General features: G+C 30.4%; 18 protein-coding genes. 5 read left to right on the top strand and 13 right to left on the bottom strand.

The window, feature by feature from the left end; all coding sequences use genetic code 11:
• Positions 1-963, bottom strand: a 963-nt coding sequence (locus tag CAMP5053_RS07275) for a PDC sensor domain-containing protein (RefSeq protein ID WP_263667624.1), incomplete at its 3' end; no start/stop codon positions are given.
• A gap of 107 nt (positions 964-1,070) precedes the next feature.
• Entirely contained in the window at positions 1,071-1,526 is a 456-nt protein-coding gene (locus CAMP5053_RS07270) for a low molecular weight protein-tyrosine-phosphatase (protein ID WP_087700156.1), read from the bottom strand.
• Positions 1,527-1,730: 204 nt separating this feature from the next.
• Between CAMP5053_RS07270 and thiD the strand changes: the two genes are divergently transcribed.
• The 4 genes from thiD to CAMP5053_RS07250 are packed head-to-tail and all read left to right on the top strand — an operon-like array spanning position 1,731 to position 4,579.
• Positions 1,731-2,543 (top strand): bifunctional hydroxymethylpyrimidine kinase/phosphomethylpyrimidine kinase, encoded by an 813-nt coding sequence (gene thiD, locus CAMP5053_RS07265; protein ID WP_087700159.1) that lies wholly within the window; start codon positions 1,731-1,733, stop codon positions 2,541-2,543.
• Between the two features lie 2 nt (positions 2,544-2,545).
• Positions 2,546-3,328: a hydroxyethylthiazole kinase gene (thiM, locus tag CAMP5053_RS07260; RefSeq protein ID WP_214100704.1), complete on the top strand. Its 783-nt coding sequence runs from the start codon at positions 2,546-2,548 to the stop codon at positions 3,326-3,328.
• On the top strand, positions 3,315-3,941 hold the full coding sequence (gene thiE, locus CAMP5053_RS07255) for a thiamine phosphate synthase (protein ID WP_337217568.1): 627 nt from the start codon (positions 3,315-3,317) through the stop codon (positions 3,939-3,941). Before thiM ends, thiE begins: the two co-directional genes overlap by 14 nt.
• A complete protein-coding gene (locus CAMP5053_RS07250) occupies positions 3,938-4,579 on the top strand; it encodes a uroporphyrinogen-III synthase (protein ID WP_337217569.1) in 642 nt (213 codons plus the stop codon). Before thiE ends, CAMP5053_RS07250 begins: the two co-directional genes overlap by 4 nt.
• Here CAMP5053_RS07250 and CAMP5053_RS07245 read toward each other — a convergent pair.
• Entirely contained in the window at positions 4,560-5,888 is a 1,329-nt protein-coding gene (locus tag CAMP5053_RS07245) for an MATE family efflux transporter (RefSeq protein WP_391527397.1), read from the bottom strand. The two genes, CAMP5053_RS07250 and CAMP5053_RS07245, sit on opposite strands and share 20 nt — an antisense overlap.
• Positions 5,889-6,170: 282 nt before the next feature.
• On the opposite strand from CAMP5053_RS07245, the gene CAMP5053_RS07240 reads away from it, so the two are divergent.
• On the top strand, positions 6,171-6,791 hold the full coding sequence (locus tag CAMP5053_RS07240) for a hypothetical protein (protein ID WP_087700168.1): 621 nt from the start codon (positions 6,171-6,173) through the stop codon (positions 6,789-6,791).
• 23 nt (positions 6,792-6,814) lie between these two features.
• Here CAMP5053_RS07240 and lepA read toward each other — a convergent pair whose 3' ends face one another.
• The 10 genes from lepA to CAMP5053_RS07190 form a co-directional block, all read right to left on the bottom strand.
• Positions 6,815-8,611: a translation elongation factor 4 gene (lepA, locus tag CAMP5053_RS07235; RefSeq protein WP_087700170.1), complete on the bottom strand. Its 1,797-nt coding sequence runs from the start codon at positions 8,609-8,611 to the stop codon at positions 6,815-6,817.
• A gap of 3 nt (positions 8,612-8,614) precedes the next feature.
• Positions 8,615-8,917 (bottom strand): hypothetical protein, encoded by a 303-nt coding sequence (locus CAMP5053_RS08675; RefSeq protein WP_141085242.1) that lies wholly within the window; start codon positions 8,915-8,917, stop codon positions 8,615-8,617.
• 156 nt (positions 8,918-9,073) lie between these two features.
• Positions 9,074-12,304, bottom strand: a complete 3,231-nt coding sequence (gene ccsB / locus CAMP5053_RS07225) for a c-type cytochrome biogenesis protein CcsB (RefSeq protein WP_337217567.1) — start codon at positions 12,302-12,304, stop codon at positions 9,074-9,076.
• Positions 12,305-12,307: 3 nt separating this feature from the next.
• Positions 12,308-13,003, bottom strand: a complete 696-nt coding sequence (locus CAMP5053_RS07220) for an ABC transporter ATP-binding protein (protein ID WP_087700176.1) — start codon at positions 13,001-13,003, stop codon at positions 12,308-12,310.
• Positions 12,990-13,760 carry an ABC transporter ATP-binding protein gene (locus CAMP5053_RS07215; RefSeq protein WP_337217566.1) on the bottom strand — a complete coding sequence of 257 codons (771 nt, stop codon included), beginning with the start codon at positions 13,758-13,760 and terminating at the stop codon, positions 12,990-12,992. The genes CAMP5053_RS07220 and CAMP5053_RS07215 overlap by 14 nt, the downstream gene beginning before the upstream one ends.
• A complete protein-coding gene (locus tag CAMP5053_RS07210) occupies positions 13,757-14,788 on the bottom strand; it encodes a branched-chain amino acid ABC transporter permease (protein ID WP_087700186.1) in 1,032 nt (343 codons plus the stop codon). The genes CAMP5053_RS07215 and CAMP5053_RS07210 overlap by 4 nt, the downstream gene beginning before the upstream one ends.
• A gap of 1 nt (position 14,789) precedes the next feature.
• The gene (locus CAMP5053_RS07205; RefSeq protein ID WP_087700180.1) at positions 14,790-15,686 is read right to left on the bottom strand and encodes a branched-chain amino acid ABC transporter permease; all 897 of its coding nucleotides are present in this window, start codon (positions 15,684-15,686) and stop codon (positions 14,790-14,792) included.
• A gap of 20 nt (positions 15,687-15,706) precedes the next feature.
• The gene (locus CAMP5053_RS07200) at positions 15,707-16,822 is read right to left on the bottom strand and encodes an ABC transporter substrate-binding protein (protein WP_337217565.1); all 1,116 of its coding nucleotides are present in this window, start codon (positions 16,820-16,822) and stop codon (positions 15,707-15,709) included.
• A gap of 11 nt (positions 16,823-16,833) precedes the next feature.
• Complete coding sequence (locus tag CAMP5053_RS07195; protein ID WP_039618799.1) at positions 16,834-17,946, bottom strand: ABC transporter substrate-binding protein; 1,113 nt, start codon at positions 17,944-17,946, stop codon at positions 16,834-16,836.
• Positions 17,947-17,963: 17 nt separating this feature from the next.
• Complete coding sequence (locus CAMP5053_RS07190; protein WP_039618797.1) at positions 17,964-18,401, bottom strand: c-type cytochrome; 438 nt, start codon at positions 18,399-18,401, stop codon at positions 17,964-17,966.
• Positions 18,402-18,550: the final 149 nt, after the last annotated feature.

Below are 18,550 nucleotides of genomic sequence, written 5' to 3'. Positions count from 1 at the left end.
TTGAATAGCTTGTAAAGGTGATAAATAATAAGAAATAATAAAATAAAGCAAGATAATACTAGCTATGCTTGTGAAAATAACAATAGAGGTTTGAATATAAGCTATTTTTAAAGCCGGAGCTTCTATTACTTCTATATCTTCACCTGCACATGTTGTATAGCCATCAATTTTTACACAAATACCAAATCTATCTTTACCTTTTTGAGTGGTATAATTAAAGATGTTGTAATCTCCAGCTTGTTCATAACTTTTTGCTACAGTAACAATATCTGGATTCTTTTCTTTGCTAATTAGTGTCTTATCTGTTGCTGCAAAAACATTATATTCATGGTCAAACACAAAAGTTCTTCCTGGTAATTCACTAAATTCAGTTTGTAGATCTTTTACTAAAACATCAATGGCTAATATACCTATAAATTTGCCATCTTTAACTAAAGGCATAGCATAGGTAAAACAAGGTAAACCTGTCGTTGCATCAATGTAAGCTGCAGTAATATATAAACCGTTTTTCTTTTTAGCTTCTATATAAAATTCTCTTGTTGTTGCATCGTAGTTGTCTGCTTTGCCATAAGTTCCATATTCTAGTCCTTTGCTATCACTGTCTGGATCACTTACTACTAACTCACCATTTGGTTGAGCAATATAAACAGCCAAATAATTACCTGCATCTCTAAAAGATTTTAAAAGTTTTCCTGTGTTACGCATTAGTTTTTCTTGTGTATCGAGTTCTTCGTAAGAAAATCTTGTAATAGCTTGTGATAATCTTTCTAAAGAATTGATGTTAATATTTTTAAAATCTCTCATGGATTTTTCTGCAGCTCTAACATAGTTTGTCTCAGCTTTTATAACTTCATAATTTAAAGCTTTTTTGGTGAAAATAAAACTAATAACACCTAAAATTATAAGACAAACTACAGCCATAATATTCGCAATAAGCGATAATTTTAATTTGATACTTTTCAACAAAAACTCCTTTTTTTTGATTTAATTTATTTTAAAGATAAATTTGCAATACTCCTATTATATCAAAAAAAAAAAAAATAAAATAAAAATAAAAAACATATGATGAATTATTTTTTAACAGTGGATAATAGATTACAACAAGCGTTAAACAATATTTGATAAGTTTCATCAAAATTCCTACTATACCAAGGATCAGGAACTTCATCATACCCTAATTCTAATGCAAAAGAGGTAATTTTGCGAATTTTATGTTTTACACTTGGAAAATTTTTAACTACATCATTGTAATTGGAGTTATCCATTACTATAATTAAATCATTATCTTCGCACATTTTTAAGCTTAGTTTTTGACTGCAAAATGGTTTGGAGATGATATTTTTGCTATTTAACATGGCTTTGGTTTTATAATGCATGTCTTCTCCATCGTGGTAACCTGAAGTACCTGCGCTAGAAATAACAAATTCATTATTTAAATTTTCTTTTGATATAAGATCTTTCATAATAAATTCGGCCATAGGAGAACGACAGATATTTCCCAGGCAAACAAAAATAATCTTAGTCATTTTTTCCTCTAAAATTGTGTAGTTTTTTCAAAATTATAGCAGTATTTTGAAATATTTTTAAAGATTAATTAAAACTAAGATATAATTTTTTCATTAGCGGGGAGCTTTTGCTGAGAGGAAGTTAGACTTCGACCCTTGAGGAGTTTGGTAATGCAAACTTTGAATTCTTGCAAAAACTTTCCTTTTTTATAAAAAAGGATAAAAATGATACAAGCAAAAACAAAAACTAAAATTCCTATCTTAACTATAGCTGGGAGTGATTGTAGTGGTGGAGCTGGCATACAAGCTGATTTAAAAACTTTTAGCGCGCATAATTTATTTGGTATGAGTGTGATTTTAAGTGTAGTAGCTGAAAATACTGCAAGAGTGATTTCTTGCTTTGATATACCAACTAAGATAATAGATGAGCAAATGCTAGCAGTTTATGAAGATATAGAGCCAGTTGCTGTGAAAATTGGAATGCTAGGCTCAAAAGAAATTATAACTTGTGTAAAAGAAAATTTATTACGCTTTAAGGCTAAAAATGTAGTGATAGATCCTGTGATGTTCGCAAAAAATGGTTATGCTTTAATGCCTTTAGAAAATTGTCAATTTTTTAAAGATGAAATTTTATCTTTGGCTGATGTGCTTACTCCAAATATACCTGAGGCTGAGTTTTTGTGTGATTTTAAAATATTTAATGAAGAGGACATGAAAAAAGCTGCTATAAAACTTCACAAAGAAGGCGCAAAAAGCGTCTTAATTAAAGGTGGACATAGTAAAGATAACACTAATGATGTTTTTTACGATGGAAAGGAATTTAGTATTTTTAAAGCAGAAAAAATCAGCACAAAAAACACACATGGCACAGGTTGTACATTAAGTTCGGCTATAGCTAGCAATCTTGCTTTAGGTAAAGAAAAACATGAAGCTATAAAGCTTGCTAAAGATTATGTATACGGAGCTATATTAAATTCTTTAGCACTTGGAAAAGGTTATGGTCCAACTAATCACTTTTTTCAATATGACAAGGAGTAAAAATGATTATCAAAGCGGTAAGAGAAAAAAATCCTTTGATCCATCATATTACCAACTATGTTACAGCTAATGATTGTGCAAATGTAACTATAGCAATGGGAGCAAGTGCTGCTATGGCTGATTTTTATGAAGAACAAGTTGATTTTGCTAAAATAGGCTCAGCTTTAGTATTAAATACAGGCACGATTAGTCAGCTTGTAGCTAATTCTATGTTAAAAGCGATCAAGGAGTATGCTTTATTAAATAAACCTATAGTTTTTGATCCTGTTGCTTTGGGTGTTAGCAAGGCAAGAGATGGGATTAATTTTGAATTGCTTAATCTAAAAGGTATTAGTATTGTTAAAGCAAATGCATCTGAAATGGCTAGTGTTATAGGTTTAGATGGTAAAGCAAGAGGGGTTGATAGTACTTTTGTGATCAATGATGAGTTTTTAGAAAAAGCTAGAGAATACTCTTATAAAACCAAGCGTGCTTTAGCCATAACTGGAAAAATTGATTATATTATAAATCAAGATCGTATTGCTAAAATTTATAATGGCTCTATTATGGCTACTAAGATAACTGGAGCAGGTTGCATGTGTGCTTCTTTGTGTGGAGTTTTTGCAGGAGTGCTAGAAGATAAATTTCAAGCTAGTTTATATGCTTTGCTTAGTTTTGGTATAGCTAGTGAAATCGCTCAAGAACTTTCTAGTGGAAGTGGTAGTTTTAGAGTGAATTTAATCGATGCTTTAAGTAATTTAGATGATGAAGAAATTAAAAAAAGAGCTAAATATGAAATCATTTAAAATTTATCTTGTTGCAAGCAAGGGTGGAAAAAGTGAAAGTGAGTTTTTAAATATTTTAGAAGCTTCTTTGAAAGCTAAGATTGATATTTTACAGCTTAGGGAAAAAAATCTTAGCACTTTAGAATTTTATAATCTTGCTTTAAAAGTTAAAGCTTTGTGTGAAAAATACAATACGCCTTTTTTGATAAATGATAGAATCGATATAGCCATGGCTGTGAATGCAAATGGAGTGCATATAGGTCAAAAGGATATGCCTTTAAAAAAAGCAAGAGAGCTTTTGGGCGAAGATAAAATCATAGGACTTACGATCAATCATAAAAGTGAGCTTGTTAATACTCAAGGTGCTACTTATCTTGGAGTAGGGGCTGTTTTTGCTACGCCTAGCAAGCAAGATTGTGTTGTGCTTGGTGTAGATGGATTAAAAGAAATTACTAGTTTAGCTTCTTTACCTATTGTAGCTATAGGTGGGATAGATGAAGCTAATTTAAATTTGCTTAAAGATTGTAATATACAAGGTATAGCTGTGGTTAGAGCAATAATGCAAGCACAAGATCCTTTTAATGCAACTTTAAATTTAAGATCAAGTTTTGATCAAACTTTTATAGGAAAATAATGGTTTATTTTATAGGAGATAAAGAATTTGATGGTGTTAAGACTATAAGATTAAATGAAATTAAATTTCTTAATTTTGAAGTTAATTTAAAGGAATTTGATTGTTTAATCATTAGCTCTAAGAATGCATTAAGAGCATTAATTTCAAGTAAAAGCAAAATTGATTTTGATATTAAACTTTATGCTGTGGGTCAAAAAAGTGCTGATTTTGCAAAAGAGCTTGGCTTTAAAAATGTCAAATATCCTAGCAAGGCTTATGGTAAAAATTTAGCTAGTGAGTTTTTATCTGAGTTTAAAAATAAAAAATGTCTTTATTTAAGAGCGAAGAAAATTAGTTCGGGTCTTGATGAGTATTTGTTAAAAGAAAATATCTTTTTAAAACAATTAATTGTTTATGAAAATATAGCCATAGAGCCTAAAAAAGATGAGCTAAAAATACATCATCCAAGTGTTTTTATCTTTAGCGCTCCATCAAGCATAGAGCAATTTTTGAAATTTTTTACATTAGAAAAAGAAGATAAGGTTGTAGTTATAGGTCAAAGTACAGCTTTAAAGCTCCGTAATCTTAAAAATTTATATATATGTAAAGAGCAAGATCTAAACTCTTGTTTGAAATTAGCTAAGAGTTTAGATCTTTAAAAGTTTTATACAATAAAAATGAAGCAATAAACGCCATAAAAACTTCACTTACAAAAGAAGTAAGCCAAACCCCATTTAAGCCAAAATAATGCGATAGTATTTGTATAAAAACAAAAGGCAATATAAAACTTTGTATCATAGATATGATTAAAGAAAGCATAGGTTTATCTAAGGCAGTAAAAAAAGACGCACAAAGTTTTCCAAGCCAACTTAATAAAAAGGAAAAAGAAAACAACATAAGTGCATTTTGTGCTATATTTGCAAAATCAACTTCATCATTTTTATTAAAAAAAGAAACCATAATTTCGTTGAAAAAAAATGTGAGTAAGAAGATAGAAGTTCCAAATACACTAGATGCTATGAGCATTCTTTTAAAAATAGCTTGAATTCTTAATATGTTTTTGTAGCCGTAGTTGTAACTTATGGCAGGTTGCATGGCTTCGCACATTGATAAAATCAAAGCAAAGGTAAAAGTGCTTAAATAAAGTATAACAGAAAAAGCTGCTAGTGCTTGATTTCCTGCTATTTTTAATAATATAGTATTAGCTAGTATAGTGTAAATAGAGCTTGATATGTTAGAAAAAAATTCAGAAGAGCCATTATAGATGATATTTTTGAGTATTTTTAAACTAATCATAGGTCTTTTAAATTTTAAAATTAAATTTTTAAAAACAAAAGGTATAAAACTCAAAATAGTACCTAAAAACATTCCTAAACAAGTTGCTAGAGCAGCTGAAAATAAACTCCATTCAAAAACAACTATAAAAAGCCAATCTAAAACTATATTGCTTAAAGCTACTGTGATATTAACCACCATGCTATAAAATGTTTTACCGCATATTCTTAAATAATTATCCATAGCAAAAGCTAACATGATAAAGGGTGCAAAAAGAGCAAAAATTTGCATATATTCAGTAGATAAATTTTGTATGTTTTCATCAGCCCCCATAAGAGCACTTAAAGGTCTTGTTAAAAAAAATCCTAGTATTCCCATTATACAAGAGATGATAAAAATTAAAATGATACAAAAAGAAAAAATAGCTCTTGCTTTTTCGATTTTTCCTTTGCCTAGATTGATTGCTATTTGCACTGATGAGCCTATAGCTATCATATCCGCTAGGGCAAAGCTTATCATGATAAAGGGCATTACTAAATTCATAGCAGCAAGAGCATCTGTTCCTAAGTATCTTCCAACAAAAATCCCATCAATGATAACATAAAGGTATATAAATGCAGCACTTGCCATATTAGGCAGGGCACATTTGTAAAATAATATAGTAGCGTTTGTATTAGTATAAAAATTGTGCAATGACATAGTTTTCCTTATTAGTATTTATTTATTATCTATTTAATAAATTGTATAAATAAAATAAAGCTAATAAAGAGATTCGATGCCTTCTATAGTATCTTTAAAATATGGATCTGAAATTTCAATAAAACAATCTTTGAAAAACATAAATCACCTAAATTTTAAAAATCCTATATTGTATAATACAAAATTATTATATTGTAAAAGTCTTTATTTTCTGCTTAATATTCATTTTATTTTTTTTTATCCGATTTTTATAAACCCACAAAAAAAGGAGCAAGGATGCAGATAAATTCGTATTCACGTGTGGCAGTGGAGTCACAGATTAGCAATAGGAAGGCTGATTCGAATACAAAACTTGAAGATGCCAATACTAAAAGTGCTAATAGTACAAAAGATATTGATGAGGATAAGCTTAGTAAGCTTGCTAGCATAGGTGGAAAAGGTATAACAGAACTTTATGCTATGAGCTTTATGCAACAAGCATTTAGTATGAGTTCCTCTAATGGTTTAACTCAAGCTGGGATTTTTCAAGGAACTCAGTCTAAGGATTCTTTAACGGCTATTCTATCAAATGTAGATTTTAAAGCTATAGGATATGAAGGTAAAGATATACTTAGTTTAAATGCTGATGAGGCAAAAGAGCTTATTGGGGAAGATGGGTATTTTGGTGTAGCAAAAACATCTCAAAGATTGGCTGATTTTGTTATTAATGGAGCTGGTGAAGATATGGAAAAACTCCAAAAAGGTTTAGAAGGTCTAAAAGCAGGATTTGCGCAAGCGGAAAAAATGTGGGGTGGCAAACTTCCTGATATCAGCTATGAAACAATTGATAAAGCTATTGAAAAAGTAACTCAAAAAATTAATGAAATGGGTGGAAATTCTTTAGATATCAATGCATAATTCCCTAGTTTTAAACTAGGGATTTAGTCTATTTTTAAAACGCTTAAAAATGCTTCTTGAGGTAAATGTACTTTACCAATGGCTTTCATTCTTTTTTTACCTTCTTTTTGTTTTTCAAGAAGTTTCCTTTTTCTAGTAATATCCCCACCATAGCATTTTGCAGTTACATTTTTACCCATAGATTTTACATTTTCTCTTGCAATGATTTTGTTTCCTATGCTTGCTTGGATGGCAACTTCAAAAAGCTGTCTCGGGACGATTTCTTTCATCGCTTTTACTAATTCTCTACCTTTGCTTAATGCTTTTTCATTTGGCACTATAATGCTTAGTGCATCGACATTTTCACCAGCTACTTTAATATCAAGTTTTACAAGATCTCCTACTCTAAATTCAATAGGCTCATAATCAAAACTAGCATAACCTTTAGTGAGTGACTTGAGTTTATCATAAAAATCCATAACGATTTCGTTTAAAGGTATATCATACTCAAGTAAAACACGCTCAGGAGTGATATAATCCATCTTAACTTGCATACCGCGTTTGCGATTTAAAAGAGTGATTAAATTTCCTAGATACTCACTTGGAGTTATAATGGTTGCTTTTACATAAGGTTCTTTTATATGATCGATTTTATTTACTGGAGGTAGCTCGCTTGGATTTTGAATTTTTAAAACTTCTCCATCGGTTTGATAAATTTCATAAGTAACAGTTGGAGCAGTAGCAATCAAATCAAGGTTAAACTCACGTTCAAGTCTTTCTTTAATAACCTCCATGTGTAAAAGACCTAAAAAACCAACTCTAAAACCAAATCCTAAAGCAAGGGAAGTTTCAGGTTCATAGGTAATAGAACTATCATTAAGTTTTAATTTATCTAAAGCATCTCTTAAATCTTCAAATTTATCCGTTTCTATAGGATATAATCCTGCAAAAACAAAAGCCTTAGCCTTTTCAAAACCACCGATAGCTTCTTTTGCTTTATTTTTTGTTAATGTTATGGTATCGCCCACTTGAACATCGGCAACATTTTTAAGTCCAAGTACAATAACACCTACTTCACCTGATTCTAATTTTTTAGTTTTTATAGGACTTAATGGATGAGGATAAAAAAGATCTTGTACAAGATGTTTTTTATCTGTACTCATAACTAAAACTTCATCATTTTTAGCTATATTTCCCTCATAAATTCTAACTAAAGCTAAAGCTCCAAGATAATTATCAAACCAAGAATCATAAATTAAAGCTTTAGTAGGTGCTTCATCATCAGTTTTTGGTGCAGGAATTTTTGTGATGATGGTTTCTATGAGTTCTTTTATACCTACACCTGTTTTTGCACTAACACAAATTGCATTAGAGCAATCAATTCCTATAATATGTTCTATTTCGTGCTTAACCTTTTCAATATCAGCTGAAGGAAGATCTATTTTATTAATCACTGGTATAATTTCAAGATCATTTTCTAAGGCTATATAAACATTAGCTATAGTTTGAGCTTCTACACCTTGAGAAGCATCGACAACAAGCAAAGCTCCTTCACAACTTGCTAAAGAGCGACTTACTTCATAGGAAAAATCAACATGGCCCGGAGTGTCTATTAAATTTAATACATATTCCTCATTATTAAATTTATAATTTAAACGTACAGATTGAGCTTTTATAGTTATACCACGCTCTTTTTCTATATCCATAGTATCCATTACTTGGGCACTCATTTGTCTATCGCTAATTGCACCGCATTCACTAATAATCCTATCAGCTAGCGTGCTTTTTCCATGGTCAATATGAGCTATAATAGAGAAATTTCTAATATTTTTCATTAAAATTCCTTAAGATTGTCTCATTTTTCTTTTTGCCAAACCTACTTGCTCATAAGCATCTATTTCTTTTTTTAGGGTTTTATATCTTTTTTTTAATTCATTGTTTAAAAAAGATATATTTTTTGGGCTAGCATTTGCATTAGCTGAAATAGCACTAACAAAATCTAGTTTTCTTTTGGTGGCGCTGTCTTTTGGGTTAGAGTTAAATTTTTGCGAATTTAGAAATTGCAAAATTAGCTCATGTAATTCTTGAGCATTTTTAGCATTATCAGCTTTTGATATAAATTCTTCTATATCATTTATTTTACCCATGGTATTATTACTTTTTATGGGCGTTGTTATAGATGATGTTTTTGAAATGTTTTTATCTTTATTGATAAAAAATATTATTATTATAATACCTAAAATAATTATAATAAATAGGGCGATAATTAAAAAAATCAAGAGAGAGCTTTTCATGATTTAGTCCTAAAGTTTTTTAGCATAAGATTTTTTAAGATAAGCACCTAGGCTTAATACTACCATAAACAAAAAGCCCCAATATACGTAATCAGGAATTTTTACAGAATCTCCTGCTGCATAAGAATGCATACCAGTTAAAAAGTAATTTACTCCAAAATAAGTCATAATAATCACCCAATATGCAAACATAGAGCAAACTGCAAAAGTATATTGATTAGCCCATTTTGGCACCATTCTAATGTGTAAAATAGCCGCATAAACTAAAATACTAATTAAAGCCCAAGTTTCTTTAGAGTCCCAACTCCAATATCTTCCCCAACTTTCATTTGCCCATATAGCACCCAAGAAATTTCCTACAGTAAGCAAGCAAAGCCCTAAAATCATAGCCATTTCATTAATTCTTGTTGCTTCTGTGATATTTCTTAAAATATTTTCATTGTGCTTGCCATTGATTTTTAGCATGCATAATAAAATAAGCACAAATATACCTAATAATGCACATAGTCCTAAAAATCCATAACTAGCGGTGATAACTGAAACATGTATAGTTAGCCAGTATGATTGTAACACAGGAACTAAATTGGTAATTTGTGGATCCATTTGACTAAGATGAGCCACACCTAAAGTAACTCCTGCTAAAATAGAAGTTAAAGAAAGTGCAATAGGACTTTTTCTAGAAAAGAAAATTCCAGATAAGGATAAAGCCCAGGCTATATAAACCATACTCTCATAAGCATTACTCCATGGCGCACGACCTGCTATATACCAACGCAAAGCCAAGCCTAGAGTATGGATAAAAAATGCTACAATGTTAAACACATAAACACATTTAAAAATAAAATCAATGCGAATTTTTGGTAGAAGCATTTTAACAAAAACTATAATTAAAAGTAAAAATCCAGCACATAAATAAAGCGGAGTAAGATTTACAAAAATTTGACTTTTATTGAAAAAGATTTCTGTATTAATTTTTTTAGCACTTGGCATAACTTCATGGCCATATTTTTCTTGATAGTTTTTGATAGCATTTAAGTTTTTAGTTGCTTCATCCCAGTTGTTATGTACAATAGAGTTGCTAACTGCGTTGAAATAATTTTCTAAAATACTTTTAACTTCCGCACCTTCTTCGCCTTTTAAACCTATATAAGCTTCGCGTGGTGCTACCCATTGGTTGTTAGTGCTATTTTGTAAAGGAATAAATCTAAAAATATCGCCTGAAAAAATTAAATTTACAATATTTACCCTTTCATCAAGCTTGATAATTTCTTTATCAAAAACACTTCTACGATTTGGATTTTTTCTAATAGCATTTTCTACATATTTTTGTAGTTTATAAGCATCTGTAGTGAAAAAATCTTTAAAACTAGTATAAGCTCTAGGTTCAATACCTAAAATTTTAGAAATTTCTTCATTAACCAAACGACTTGTTGGCATAAAAATAACATCTTTATCATACCATGCACTGCCATCAAAAATCATTGATATGATAGTCGCTTCAGCACTTTGTCCTTGAAAGGTTGTATTTTTGTATATTTTTTCTAAAACTTCCATAGCTAAAGTATTAAAAGGCACCATTCTACCATCAGGTTTTTGCACTACTAAAGAAGCAAGTTCTTTAGCATGTGCTTCATCTACCTTGATGGGTTCATTTGCATAAGTATTTTGGTTTGCAAATAAAACTAATATAAAAGTCAAAATAGCACTTGTTTTTTTCAAGGTGTCTTGATTGATTAATTTAGCTAAGGTTCTAAATCTTGAATGAGGATTTAAAACATTTAAAAACATTCCTAATGTAAGCAAAAAATATCCAATATATGTAGGAATTTTACCCGGATCTTTGTTAACTGAAAGTATGGTACCAAGCTCATCTTGATCATAAGAACTTTGATAAAATCTATAACCTTGATAATCTAAAACATTATTCATAAAAATCTTATATTCTAATTTTTGTTCAGCATTATCAATTTCCACATAACTTGCATAAGACATAGGCGACATCGAGCCAGGATAGCGTTCTAGCTCAAAGTCTTTTAAGTACATTTCAAACGGCATTTCTATTCCTTTAGGACCCCATCTTAAAAAGAAAGGTTGACCTGCTACATCAATACGGATAGGTGAGTTGTATTCTACTAGGAAAACTTCTTTAGATTCTCCTTTGTAGCTTAGTTTTAATTTTAAAGCATTGATGGCATTATCTGAAAGTTGAGTTGGCATATATTTAGTGCTTTGTGCAAAATCTTTGAAATTATTTAATAAAGAATTATTCCAGTATTTTGCCTCGCCAAATAAAGAAATCAAAGCATTACGTCCTAGCTCTATCCAACTATTTTTAAACCAAGTAAAAAAGCTTTCATCTTGAGCTTGATTGATACCTTCTAAAGTTTTTTTACCATGCAAGGAAGCAAATTTAACTACTAAATTAATATCATTAAAAGAATATAATCTTAAATCCTTAGCTTGTGCTTTTTGGTTTGCTTTTAAAATATTTTCTTTACCATCACTCATTGACATGTATTTTAAGTCAAAGTCAGCACTTAGCTTTAGGTCTTTATCAATTTTTATATAAGGACTTGGAACAGAGTCATTTAAAAATGCTATATTAATACCATTAATATTTTCAATATCTCCTGCTTGAAAAAGCAATTCTTTAGACTCGTTATTTTGTGAAAGCATTAAAGATAAAAGTGGAGCAGAATTATTATCATCAATATAAACTTCTTTTGCATCTAAAATTAAATTTTCATATGCAATTTGAGCTTTTTCATCAGGTAATATTAAATCGAATGAAAAATCATTTACGAAAGGTAGGGTTGCTATGTATTCAGATTTTGAAGCACTATATACTTTATCATCTTTTAAAGTTGCTATGTAAATATAACTTTTTGAAGTTTCAATGATGTTATTTTTTTCATTTTCTCTAATGTGTAAATTTCCTTCAAATCCCATATATCTAGTCATAGCTGAACCTAATAATATAAATAAAAATGAGATATGGAAGATTAAAAGTGGTATTTTTTTCTTATTAAACATTTTATATTTGAAAAGAGCTACCAAAAGATTGATTCCTAGTATGAGTTGTATAAAGCCAAACCAAGATGTTCCATATATCATAGCCCATGCTGTTGGAGTGTTATAAGCACTTTCTATAAAAGTAGCTAAAGCGCAAAATAGAGCAAAGACTAAAAATAAAAAAATAGAGATTTTTATATCCCCAAAAGCTAAAAGTTGTTTTTTCATGAATTAAGCTCCAAGGTATTTTTTTCTAATCTCATCATTGCCGATAAGATCTTTTGCGGGTGCATGCATAGCGATTTTACCATTTTCTAAAACATAAGCATAGTCGCTGATTTTTAAAGCCGAAAAAGCATTTTGTTCTACTAGTAAAATAGTAATACCTTCTTCTTTTAATTTGACTATAATATCAAAAACCTCTCCAACTATTTTTGGAGCAAGACCTAATGAAGGCTCATCAAGCATTAAAAGTTTTGGTTCACTCATAAGCGCTCTTGAAATAGCTAGCATTTGAGCTTCCCCGCCACTTAGAGTTCCTGCAAGGGCATTTTTTTTATCTTTTAATCTTGGGAAAAGTCTATACATTTGATTTTTTAAATGCTCATAATTTTCTGCATTATTAAAAGCACCAATTTTTAAATTTTCTTCTATGGTAAGATTGATAAAAACTCTTCTTCCTTCAGGCACTAAAGCAATGCCTTTTTGAACTAGAGTGTGAGGCAAGTGTCTTTGGGTGTCATAACCTAAAAAAGTTATTTCGCCGGTTTTTTTTACACAATTTAGCATAGCATTAAGTGTTGAAGTTTTTCCTGCACCATTTGAGCCTATTAAACTAACTATACTTCCTGTTTTTATAGTAAAATCTATACCTTTAACAGCTTCTATTAAACCATAATAAACATGCAAATCTTTAACTACTAGCATTAAAATCCCCCAAATACGCACTAATTACTTCAGGGTTTTGCACTGCATCATTTGGTTTTCCTTCAAAAATAGTCCTACCATAATCAAGTACCATAACCCTATCGCAAAGTTTATTTACAAATTTCATATCATGTTCAATAAGCAAAACGCTGATTTTTTTGTTATCTCTTATGTTAAAAATTAACTCGGCTAAATCATCACTTTCTGTAGAATTCATACCTGCTACAGGCTCATCTAGTAATAAAAGTTTAGGGTTTGTTGCCAAAGCTCTTGCTATTTCAACTTTCCTTTGCTGACCATAGCTTAAACTAGTAGCTTTTTCATCAGCCAAATGAGCGATATTGAGTTGTTCTAAAATTTCATAAGCTGCTTTTTTTGCATTTTTTTCTGCTTTAGAAAATCTTCCAAGGTGTAAAAAAGCTTCAAAAATATTATATTTAATGCTTTTATCAAAACCAATCAATACATTTTCTAAAACGCTCATACTAGAAAAAAGTCTGATGTTTTGAAAAGTTCTTGCAATACCTAGATGAACTATCTTGTGTGGTTTTAAATGATCAATTTTTTTTCCTAGAAAAAAGACTTCCCCGCTACTTGGTTTATAATTTCCTGTGATAATATTAAATAGAGTGGTTTTACCTGCGCCATTTGGACCTATAAGTCCAAAAATTTCACTTTCTCTAATAGCAAAAGAAGTATTTGTTATAGCATTAACTCCACCAAAATTTTTATGAATTTCTTTAAGTTCTAAAATCATTTTTTCTTCCTTTTAGAAAACTTAAATAAAATATCTGTTAGTTCTTTATCGCCCATTATTCCTCTTCTTGCAAAAAGCATTACTAAAATCAATATAACAGAAAAAACAACCATTCTAAGACCAGGCATAGCAGGAGTTTCATAACCAAAAATATTCATACTCTCATCTAAAAATCTTAAATACTCACTTCCGCCTATTACTAAAATAGCTCCGATGATAGCACCAGTAGTTGAACCTAAGCCACCTAAAACAATGATGATTAAAAGCTGGAAAGTAAATAAAAAGTCAAATTGTTCAGGTGAAACTGAAGCTAGTGCACAAGCTAATAAACCTCCACCAATGCCTTCTAAAAATGCTGAAGTGCTAAAGGCTAAGGTTTTGATATTAAAGGTATTTATACCCATTGCTAATGCCGCATCCTCATCATCTCTTACAGCTTTCATAGCTCTACCAAATTTTGAACTAACAATATTTAAGATGATAATAACAGAAAATATAGCAATCCCACCACTCCAGTATAAGGTGGTATGTTTAGGAATGTCATTTAGGCCTAAAGAACCATTTGTAACAGAAGCAAAGTTAATTGCCATTAGTTTGATAATAATTCCAAAGCCCAGTGTTACAATAGCTAAATAATCTCCTCTAACTCTAAATACTGCAAAAGCCAATACTAAAGATAAAAGCATAGCGCAAAGCCCAGCAGCAAGTAAAGCTACAATAAAACTTGGTGAATGAATCATCAAAATAAAGCTACTTGGATCTTCTAAAGAAAACTGATCGATTTTGCTTTCACTTGTAAGTAAAACTAAGGCTGCAACATAAGCCCCTATAGCTACAAAGCCATTTGGTTCTAGTGAAAATTGTCCTGTAACCCCATTGATAAGATTATAGCTTACTGCTAAGATTACAAAAATAGCAATATTGCTTAAAATTCCTATTTTATAATCATTGAAAAAATAAGGAGATACAAAAAGAAAAGCAAGTGCTATAATAAAAAAACTTAAATGTGTAATTTTTCTTGCAACCATCTTAAAACCTACTTTTTTCAAAATTAATACCTAAAATTCCGGTTGGTTTAAAAAGTAAAATCAATACTAAAAAGATAAACGCAAAAGCATCTTTAAAACCAGAAAGATCAGGAAAAATAGCAACTACAACAACTTCTGTAAATCCTATAATTAAGCCACCTAAAACTGCTCCAGCAACCGAACCAATACCACCTAAAACAGCAGCACCAAAGGCTTTAAGTCCTATAAGTGTCCCCATGCTAGGCTCAACAGAAGGATAACTAACAGCCCAAAAAATACCACCAATAGCAGCTAAAGCCGAGCCTAGTGCAAATACAATAGCGATAATACGATTTGCATCAATTCCCATTAAATTTACAGTATGAATATCAAAAGCTAAGGCTCTAATAGCAATGCCATATTTGCTTTTATAAAGTATGAATAAAACTACTAATAATATAAAAAATGTCAAAATAGGCACTAAAATACTATTAATACTAATACTGATATTATTAAAATTAATCACTGTTTCAAGATAGCTTGGCACAGGAAAATATTTTGGTGTTGAACCAAATAAGACATTAAATATATTTTGTATTAAAAAGCTTATACCTATGGCTGTGATAAGTAAAGAAATTCTAGGTGCTTTTCTTAGAGGTTTATAAGCTACTCTATCAATAGCTATACCTAAAGCTGCTGCAAATAACATAGCCAAGGAAAGGGCGCCCAAAAAAGGCACATTCATACTCGTAACACAAAATAAAGCTGAGTATGCACCCACCATCATAATATCGCCATGTGCGAAATTAATCAGTCTTAAAACACCATAGACCATTGTATAGCCTATAGCAATAAGTGCATACATACTACCTAAGCTAAAACCATTTATAATTTGCTGTAAAATTAAAGAACTATCCATTGAACCTCTTAAAATTTTATTTACGGAAGAATCGTATCTTTATAAATTTGCTTTTGATTTTCTATTGATTTTATAACAATTGAACGCGTAGCATTACCTGTTTTATCAATACTAATCACCCCGCTAACACCTTCAAATTTTGAAGTAGCGTGGATATTATTATTGATACATTCACTGTTAAAATCATTAATACATTTTTGCATAGCTTCAAAAATCACAAAATACGCATCTGCACCCATAGCTGTAAAATTTGGAACCTCTTTGCTTTGTTTTTCTTTTTCATAAGCTAATATAAAGTCTTTTGAAAGTTGTGTTGGGGGATTGTGATAATCAAAGCTATCGGTAAATAAATATCCTTCAGCTGCTTCTTGAGCTAGATTAATAAAAGTTTCATCAGCCACCCCATCTGCTGAACCCATAGGGATATTTATACCCATTGCTTTTGCTTGGCGTGCAAACAAAGAAGCCTCGGTGTAATATACCGGAAGATAAATAAAATCAGGTTTTAAATTTTTAATTTGTGAAAGAATAGCTTTGAAGTCTTTATCGCCTGCTGTAATTCTAAATTTATCTAAAATTTTTCCACCTTGTTTGCTAAATTCTTTTTCAAAGGCTCTAGTTAAACCTAAAGAATAATCCGCACTTTGATCGCTAATTATCACAGCTTTGGTGTAATTTAGCTTATTTTTTACATAATTAGCTAAAGATGAGCCTTGAAAGCTATCCATAAAACAAACTCTGCTAGCGTATAATTTTTTATTTAAAATTTTATCAGCAGTAGCTGCAGGAGCAACCACTGGGATCTTTTTTTCCTCACCAATTCTTATCACTTGCAAAGTATTAGCTGTTAGCATTTCTCCAATTAGTGCATACGCTTTGTTTTGTGAAACTAGTCTTGCACTAGCATTTGCACTTTCTATTTTATCGCCTTTTGTATCAACTACTACTAAATTTACTTTATCTCCATTGCTTAAAGTGTTTTTCATAGAATTTGCAATTTTCACTCCATCTAAAGCACTTTGCCCATAAGCTGCAGTAGAGCCTGTTAGAGGTAAAACTACGCCGATATTAATTTCTTTTGCTTGTATGATATTACTAGCTATGATAGACAATATAGCTATGCTAATTTTTTTCATAGTTTAACCTTTCAAGGATTGATAATAGTTTTATAAACTTGTTTTTGTTCTTGTATTTCTTTTATAACTACAGAACGACTTGCATTACCACTAGCGTCTATGCTTATAACTCCACCTACGCCTTCAAAATTATTTGTTGAATGAATTTTTTCATTAATGCATTGTGCGTTAAGATTATTCGCACATTCATTCATTGCATTTACCATTACATAATATGCATCAGCTCCCATAGCAGAAAATGCTGGAAGTTCTTTTGTGCCATGATCTTTTTCATAAGCTTCAATAAATTTTTTAGAAAGAGTTGTCGGAGGATTATTATAATCAAAACTATCGGTAAAGATTACTCCATTTACAGCATCACCGCCAAGCTCGATAAAGGTTTTATTATTTACTCCATCGCCTGCACTTAAAAGCTTGTTAAAGCCAACTGCTTTTGCTTGTCTTGCTATTAAAGCAGCTTCTGGGTGATAAATTGGCATATAAACAAAATCAGGGTTGATACTTTTAAGTTGTGAAACAATAGCTTTAAAGTCCTTATCGCCTGAAGAAATGGTTAGTTTTTTAAGTACTTTTCCACCATTTTGTTTAAATTCTTTTTCAAAAGCTCTTGCCAAACCTAATGAATATACATTGCTTTGATCAACTATCACAACCACGCTTTTTAAATTTAAATCTTTATAAGCATAGTTAGCAAATTTATCTCCTTGAAAACTATCCATAAAGCAAACTCTGCTAGCATAGCTTTTTTTATCTAAAAGTTTATCACCTGATGCAACTGGAGCTATAGCAGGAATTTTTCTTTCTTCAGCTATAGATAAAACTTGCATAGTATTTGGTGTAACAGCTTCGCCTATAAGGCCTAAAACTTTATCTTGAGAGATAAGTCTAGTAGTAGCATTTGCTGCTTCTATTTTATCGCCTTTTGTGTCAATAGCTATGATTTTAACACTATCTCCATTTTTTAAATTTGGATTTAAAGTATTAGCTAGTTTAATACCCTCATATACATCATTGCCATAAGCTGCCAAAGTACCAGTAAGTGGTAAAACAATGCCTATTTTTACTTCTGCGGCATAAATTGAACTAGCACAAAGTAAGCTAGCTAGCAGTAGATTTTTTTTCATGAAAACTCCTTTTTTTGTTATTTTAAAAATGTATTGTGCTTGGTTTTTGGTGCAGGCTCTTCTTCTAAAAGATCTTTTTGATTAAGCTCTATAGAAAAATTTTGTCCTTTCAAATAAGCAATAATGTGATTCATATCACTATCACTTAATTTTTTAGCATACAAACTCATTTGGATATTATCGCTTGATTGATTTTTGAAATATCCATTAGCATAGTCTTTTAAAGCGCCTTTGATCTCTTCTGGGCTTAAGTCTTTAATGGCTCTTTTACCATAAGAATTTTTTTCTCCATTTTCTCCATGGCAAGTATTGCATTTGTTTTTAAAATAAATTTCTTTAGCTTTTTCTAAGTCATAGCTAATGTTATCATTAAAAGTATAAGTAAATAAAGATTTTACATTAAAAGCTAATAGTGAATTGACAAATAAAATACTTACAATAAACAAGCGTAACATAAATATGCCTTTTTTAAATATAAATAAAGCTCGATTATATCTAAAAAAAATAAACAATTTTACTCCACTCTCACTTTTTTAAGAAATTCCAAAAGTTTAAGTCATTTTGCGAAAGCTTATAGGGGTAAAATGTTAAGAATATTAGCAAA

It is taken from the genome of Campylobacter sp. S4:11 (assembly GCF_024723695.1).
GTDB classification, from domain to species: domain Bacteria; phylum Campylobacterota; class Campylobacteria; order Campylobacterales; family Campylobacteraceae; genus Campylobacter_D; species Campylobacter_D jejuni_C.
This window is presented reverse-complemented; position numbering and strand designations above follow the sequence as displayed.

Coding starts and splice junctions, on each gene's coding strand:
- thiD (WP_087700159.1), top strand. CDS start 1,731: ATGATACAAGCAAAAACAAAAACTAAAATTCCTATCTTAACTATAGCT.
- CAMP5053_RS07270 (WP_087700156.1), bottom strand. CDS start 1,526: ATGACTAAGATTATTTTTGTTTGCCTGGGAAATATCTGTCGTTCTCCT.
- CAMP5053_RS08675 (WP_141085242.1), bottom strand. CDS start 8,917: ATGGGTAAAATAAATGATATAGAAGAATTTATATCAAAAGCTGATAAT.
- thiE (WP_337217568.1), top strand. CDS start 3,315: ATGAAATCATTTAAAATTTATCTTGTTGCAAGCAAGGGTGGAAAAAGT.
- CAMP5053_RS07240 (WP_087700168.1), top strand. CDS start 6,171: ATGCAGATAAATTCGTATTCACGTGTGGCAGTGGAGTCACAGATTAGC.
- CAMP5053_RS07220 (WP_087700176.1), bottom strand. CDS start 13,003: ATGCTAGTAGTTAAAGATTTGCATGTTTATTATGGTTTAATAGAAGCT.
- CAMP5053_RS07195 (WP_039618799.1), bottom strand. CDS start 17,946: ATGAAAAAAAATCTACTGCTAGCTAGCTTACTTTGTGCTAGTTCAATT.
- CAMP5053_RS07205 (WP_087700180.1), bottom strand. CDS start 15,686: ATGGATAGTTCTTTAATTTTACAGCAAATTATAAATGGTTTTAGCTTA.
- CAMP5053_RS07190 (WP_039618797.1), bottom strand. CDS start 18,401: ATGTTACGCTTGTTTATTGTAAGTATTTTATTTGTCAATTCACTATTA.
- CAMP5053_RS07215 (WP_337217566.1), bottom strand. CDS start 13,760: ATGATTTTAGAACTTAAAGAAATTCATAAAAATTTTGGTGGAGTTAAT.
- ccsB (WP_337217567.1), bottom strand. CDS start 12,304: ATGAAAAAACAACTTTTAGCTTTTGGGGATATAAAAATCTCTATTTTT.
- CAMP5053_RS07210 (WP_087700186.1), bottom strand. CDS start 14,788: ATGGTTGCAAGAAAAATTACACATTTAAGTTTTTTTATTATAGCACTT.
- thiM (WP_214100704.1), top strand. CDS start 2,546: ATGATTATCAAAGCGGTAAGAGAAAAAAATCCTTTGATCCATCATATT.
- CAMP5053_RS07200 (WP_337217565.1), bottom strand. CDS start 16,822: ATGAAAAAAATTAGCATAGCTATATTGTCTATCATAGCTAGTAATATC.